This window comes from Halomonas heilongjiangensis, assembly GCF_002879645.1.
Taxonomy (GTDB): Bacteria; Pseudomonadota; Gammaproteobacteria; order Pseudomonadales; family Halomonadaceae; genus Halomonas; species Halomonas heilongjiangensis.
Genome location: NZ_PNRE01000035.1, coordinates 1 through 4,704, shown reverse-complemented (window position 1 = coordinate 4,704; position 4,704 = coordinate 1). Strand labels below are relative to the sequence as shown.

General features: G+C 64.5%; 6 protein-coding genes and 1 tRNA gene. 1 reads left to right on the top strand and 6 read right to left on the bottom strand.

Features of this window, described 5'->3' with window-relative positions; all coding sequences use genetic code 11:
* Positions 1-82 precede the first annotated feature (82 nt).
* The 5 genes from C1H66_RS07525 to C1H66_RS07505 form a co-directional block, all read right to left on the bottom strand.
* Positions 83-643 carry a nitroreductase family protein gene (locus tag C1H66_RS07525; protein ID WP_102627285.1) on the bottom strand — a complete coding sequence of 187 codons (561 nt, stop codon included), beginning with the start codon at positions 641-643 and terminating at the stop codon, positions 83-85.
* Between the two features lie 42 nt (positions 644-685).
* Positions 686-1,516 carry an NADPH-dependent 7-cyano-7-deazaguanine reductase QueF gene (queF, locus tag C1H66_RS07520; protein WP_102627284.1) on the bottom strand — a complete coding sequence of 277 codons (831 nt, stop codon included), beginning with the start codon at positions 1,514-1,516 and terminating at the stop codon, positions 686-688.
* Positions 1,517-1,520: 4 nt separating this feature from the next.
* Positions 1,521-2,294: an ABC transporter permease gene (locus tag C1H66_RS07515; protein WP_102627283.1), complete on the bottom strand. Its 774-nt coding sequence runs from the start codon at positions 2,292-2,294 to the stop codon at positions 1,521-1,523.
* On the bottom strand, positions 2,291-3,253 hold the full coding sequence (locus tag C1H66_RS07510; RefSeq protein ID WP_102627282.1) for an ABC transporter ATP-binding protein: 963 nt from the start codon (positions 3,251-3,253) through the stop codon (positions 2,291-2,293). The genes C1H66_RS07515 and C1H66_RS07510 overlap by 4 nt, the downstream gene beginning before the upstream one ends.
* A 70-nt stretch (positions 3,254-3,323) precedes the next feature.
* Positions 3,324-3,782, bottom strand: coding sequence for a MarR family winged helix-turn-helix transcriptional regulator (locus tag C1H66_RS07505; protein ID WP_240618244.1), 459 nt, complete (start codon positions 3,780-3,782; stop codon positions 3,324-3,326).
* 59 nt (positions 3,783-3,841) lie between these two features.
* Here C1H66_RS07505 and C1H66_RS07500 point away from each other — a divergent pair, with 59 nt between their 5' ends.
* Positions 3,842-4,405, top strand: coding sequence for a Yip1 family protein (locus tag C1H66_RS07500; RefSeq protein ID WP_102627281.1), 564 nt, complete (start codon positions 3,842-3,844; stop codon positions 4,403-4,405).
* A 70-nt stretch (positions 4,406-4,475) separates the two neighbouring features.
* On the opposite strand, the gene C1H66_RS07495 is transcribed toward C1H66_RS07500, so the two are convergent.
* A tRNA-Glu gene (locus C1H66_RS07495) sits at positions 4,476-4,551 on the bottom strand.
* Between the last annotated feature and the right edge of the window lie 153 nt (positions 4,552-4,704).

Here is a 4,704-nt window from a genome sequence, read left to right as displayed (position 1 = left end):
GCGCTATTTAACGAATCAGATCGAATGAAATTGGCCGAAACCCCGGGTTTCGCAGTAGATCAGCGTTAAGTCCGACAGGCTGCTAACTCCAGTGCTCGAGGAAGTCATCGATCCGGTGTTCGGCCAGCGGCTTGTGGCGGCCGGCGAGTTGGCCCAGGTAGAGGAAGGCGACGATCTCGTCGTCCTCACCCAGGCCGAGCCCCTTGCGTACGGTGGGATCGAAGGCGTACTTGCCACTGCGCCACATGGCACCGAGCCCCAGGGCATGGGCGGCGAGCATGATGCCGTGGGCGGCACAGCCGGCCGAGATCACCTGCTCGATCTTCGGCACCTTGGGAACATCCGGGGTGACCCTGGCGATCACGGCGATGATCATGGGCGCGCGCAGCGGCTTCTTGCGCGCGGCGTCAAGGGTCGCGTCCTCGCTATGCGGATCCTCACGGAATTCGGCCTCGGCGAACAGCTCGCCCAGCCGCGTGAGGCCCTCGCCGGAAAACTCGATGAAGCGCCAGGGGCGCAGCTCCTTGTGGTCCGGGGCACGCAGCGCCGCCCGGTAGATCGCCTCGAGCTGCTCGGGACCCGGCGGCGGCCCTGTCAACTTGCCCATGGAGCTGCGTTCGTGCAGCAGCGTCATCGCGTCCATGTCGCTCTCCTGTTGAGGTATTGTCGCACTCTAACGAAGGCACTACTGGCGCGCCAGCCGCAGCGGCTCGGGGGGACGCTCGCCGGGGGTGCCGCGCCAGGGGCTGATGTCGAGTCCGCCACGGCGCACGTAACGCGCCAGCACCAGCAGCCGCTCGGGGCGGGCCCGGGCCATCAGGTCGGTGAAGATGTGCTCGACGCAGTGTTCGTGGAAGTCCTGGTGCTGGCGATAACCGATCAGGTAGCGCAACAGCCCCTCGCGGTCGAGCCTGGGCCCGCGGTAGCGGATCAGCACGCTGCCCCAGTCGGGCTGGCCGGTGACCGGGCAGTTGGACTTGAGCAGGTGCGAATACAGCGTCTCCTCGACGATCTCCACTCCCACCTTGAGGTGATCGGCGCTGGGCGTGTAGTCGCTGACCTCGATGTCCAGGTCGTCCAGGCTCTCGCCGGGCAGGCGTCGGGGGGCGAGCGCCTCGTCGTCGACATCGAGCAGCTCGACGGAGACCGGGGCACCCGCGGCGGCGGAAAGGTCCGCTACCAGGGTATCGATCACCCGCTCGCGGCTGTCGAAGCGGGTCTGGTTGAAGCCATTGAGATAGAGCTTCCAGGACTTCGACTCGATCAGGTTGGGGGAGTCCACCGGCAGGCGAAAGCGCGCCACGGCGACCACCGGCTTGCCTCGGGCGTTGAGCCAGGAGACCTCGAAGGCGTGCCACTCGTCCTCACCGACGAAGGGCAGCGCGCCTTCCTCGATACCCAACGGCGCACGGTTGGCGGCGCGGGCGATGGGATAGAGCAGCCCGGCGTCGTAGCGTTCCGGGTAGGCGGACTCGCGCCCCAGCGGGGCGTGCTCGAGGGTGTCGGGACGATCCATAGGCTTAACTCCTGATGCCCTTGCCATGCTCGAGCATCCACAGGGCGATGGTAAAGAGCACCGCGATGAAGGCGACGATGGCGGCCAGCGCCCAGACCACCGGGATGTCGGACACCCCGAGGAAACCGTAGCGGAAGACGTTGACCATGTAGAGGATGGGATTGAGCATCGACACGCCCTGCCAGAAGTTCGGCAGCAGCGAGATCGAGTAGAAGACCCCACCCAGGTAGGTCAACGGCGTGAGGATGAAGGTCGGCACGATGGAGATATCATCGAACTTGTCGGCCAGCAGCGCATTGATGAAGCCGCCGATGGAGAACAGCGCCGCGGTCAGCACCACCACCCCGACGGTCAGCAGCGGGTGCACCAGGCTGATGCGGGTGAAGAACAGCGAGACGAGGGTGACGATCACCCCGACCCCCAGGCCGCGGGCCATGCCACCCAGCACGAAGCCGCACAGGATCACCCAGTTGGGCATCGGCGAGACCATCATCTCCTCGATGGAACGCTGGAACTTGTTGGAGAAGAAGCTCGAGGCCACGTTGGAGTAGCTGTTGGTGATCACCGCCATCATGATCAGCCCGGGGACGATGAAGTCCATGTAGCTGAAGCCGTCCATCTCGCCGATACGCGAACCGATCAGGCTGCCGAAGATGATGAAGTACATGGTCATGGTGATCGAGGGCGGTAGCAGGGTCTGGGGCCAGATCCGTGTGAAACGCTTGGTCTCCTTGTGCACCAGGGTCCAGAGGGCGATGGCGATCTGGGTCGGGCTCATGCGCGCGCCTCCAGCGCCTCGGCAGCCGCCTTGTCGCTGTTACCCTGCTCCACCATGGAGACGAACATCTCCTCGAGGCGGTTGGCGCGGTTGCGCATGGAGACCACCTCGATGCCCTGCTCTCCCAGGGCGGTGAAGATGTCGTTCATGCGCTGGCCGCGGCGCACCACCACCGCCAGTTGGGCACTGTCCACCTGGCGGACCTCGAAGCCCTCGATCGTCGGCACCTCGGCCACGGGATGAGCCAGGTCGAGCAGGAAGGTTTCGGTATCGAGCTCGGCGAGCAGGTCGCGCACGCTGGTGTTCCGGATGATCTCGCCGTGGTTGATGATCGCCACGTTGCGACAGAGGCTCTCGGCTTCCTCGAGATAGTGGGTGGTGAGAATGATGGTGGTGCCCTCCTCGCGGTTGATGCGGCGCATGTACTCCCACATGCTGCGGCGCAACTCGATGTCCACCCCGGCGGTGGGCTCGTCGAGGATCAGCAGCCTCGGCCGGTGCATCAGGGCCCGGGCGATCATCAGCCGGCGCTTCATGCCGCCGGAGAGCATGCGCGCGCTGCCGTTACGCTTGTCCCACAGGCCGAGGTCCCTCAGCAGTTGCTCGGCCCGCGGCAGGGCCTCGCGGCGCGGCATGCCGTAGTAGCCGGCCTGGGCCAGCACGATGTCGATGACCTTCTCGAACTGGTTGAAGTTGACCTCCTGGGGCACTACACCCAAGTGGTACTTGGCGCGGGCGAAGTCGCGGTCGATGTCGATACCGAAGATCGTGACCCGACCGGCGGTCTTCTGCACCAGCGAACAGACCACCCCCAGGGTGGTGGACTTGCCGGCGCCATTGGGGCCCAGCAGGGCGAAGAAGTCGCCCTCGGCGACGTCGAGATCGATGCCCTTGAGGGCCTGGAAGCCATTGCCGTAGACCTTGGTCAGGTCTCGGATGGACAGTGCCGGTTCGGCCATGGGCGATCCCCTCGGTTGTTGAGCCATATCAACGAAACAGCCTCTGGACATTGGGGTATGAGCAGAAACTTCAAGGCTTGCCCTTGCCGCGCGGCAGGTGAAGCTCCTGCTGCAGGTAACCCAATTCAGGCTGATGCCGTGCGGCGATCCGCTCCACCAGTTCGCCGCCCTTCTCGAGGAGATGCACTTCCATGCGTCGTCGATCCGCCCGGCCGGGGCGACGCTCGACCAGTCCCGCCTCCTCGCAGCGCCCGACCAGCGCCACGGTGCCGTGATGCTTGGCCTGCAGGCGCTCGGCCAGCTCACCCACGGTGGCCCACTCGCGCCCTTCGAACCCCTTCAGGTGCAGCAGCAGCTGATACTGCAGCGAGGTGAGGCCATGCTCGCGGCAGATGTCCTCGCTGTGGCGCTGGAAACAGCGCAGCCGATGGCGGAACTGGGAAAGTCGCTCGAAGTCCTGCTTGGTCAGAACGTCGAAGGGCGGATTACCCTGGCCGAACATGGTGGCCTCCTTGACACGCTGGAGCATGGCAACTAGTCAATATCATAACATGATATAAATCGGCGGCGTGTCACCGGAGGCATCCCATGAATCTCTCGACCATTCTCTATCTGCCCTTCTCCCGCACCGCGGGCTGGAAGGAGCTCCAGCAACGACAGGTATCGATTCCCGCCGTCGCCTGGCTGGTCGTGGTGCCGTTGTCACTGCTGCCGCCGATCATGCTCTACTATGCCGGCACCCACTACGGCGACGAGTTCATCCCCGGCTTCGCCGATCGTCCCTGGCGCCATATCACCACCATCCTGTTTCTGGCGGAGTTGCTGACCTTCTTCGTCATGGGCTGGCTCATCCATTCGGTCGTCAACGGTTACGGAATGTCGATCAGCTACCATGACGCCTACCTGCTGGCCGCGCTGGCCCCGCTGCCCCTCTGGGCGTCTTCCGTGGTGCTGGCGGTCCCCAGCCTGCTGCTCAATGTGCTGGCCGTGCTGATGGCGCTGTGCATCTCGTGCAGCCTGATCTATCACGGGTTACAGGGGCTGTGTCAGCAACGGGATGACGACATGGCGGCGATGTCGGCGACCTACACCATCATGGCAGCCGGCGTGCTCGCCTGGGGGCTGCTGATGGCAATCGTCTGGGCGTACTGAAGGGCGGACAGCTATCGGCAGGGGCACGATTGGAACGGGAAGCTTGTCTGGTGCCACAACGCGAGCGAAATGGCGTCCCATAGGGGGTTCGAACCCCTGTTCCCGCCGTGAAAGGGCGGTGTCCTGGGCCACTAGACGAATGGGACGTATTGGTGCTGCTTGGAGACGTTTGGAGCGGGAAACGAGATTCGATCGGACCGGCGCACCGGCTCGCGACCCTCGCTGTCCTACTCCTCCACCGTAGTGGAAGTACCGAAACTGGAGCGGGAAACGAGATTCGAACTCGCGACCCTCGCCTT

Bases quoted from the DNA above. Each gene is read 5' to 3' on its own strand.
- C1H66_RS07525 (WP_102627285.1), bottom strand. From the start codon at position 643: ATGGACGCGATGACGCTGCTGCACGAACGCAGCTCCATGGGCAAGTTG.
- queF (WP_102627284.1), bottom strand. From the start codon at position 1,516: ATGGATCGTCCCGACACCCTCGAGCACGCCCCGCTGGGGCGCGAGTCC.
- C1H66_RS07515 (WP_102627283.1), bottom strand. From the start codon at position 2,294: ATGAGCCCGACCCAGATCGCCATCGCCCTCTGGACCCTGGTGCACAAG.
- C1H66_RS07510 (WP_102627282.1), bottom strand. From the start codon at position 3,253: ATGGCCGAACCGGCACTGTCCATCCGAGACCTGACCAAGGTCTACGGC.
- C1H66_RS07505 (WP_240618244.1), bottom strand. From the start codon at position 3,782: ATGCTCCAGCGTGTCAAGGAGGCCACCATGTTCGGCCAGGGTAATCCG.
- C1H66_RS07500 (WP_102627281.1), top strand. From the start codon at position 3,842: ATGAATCTCTCGACCATTCTCTATCTGCCCTTCTCCCGCACCGCGGGC.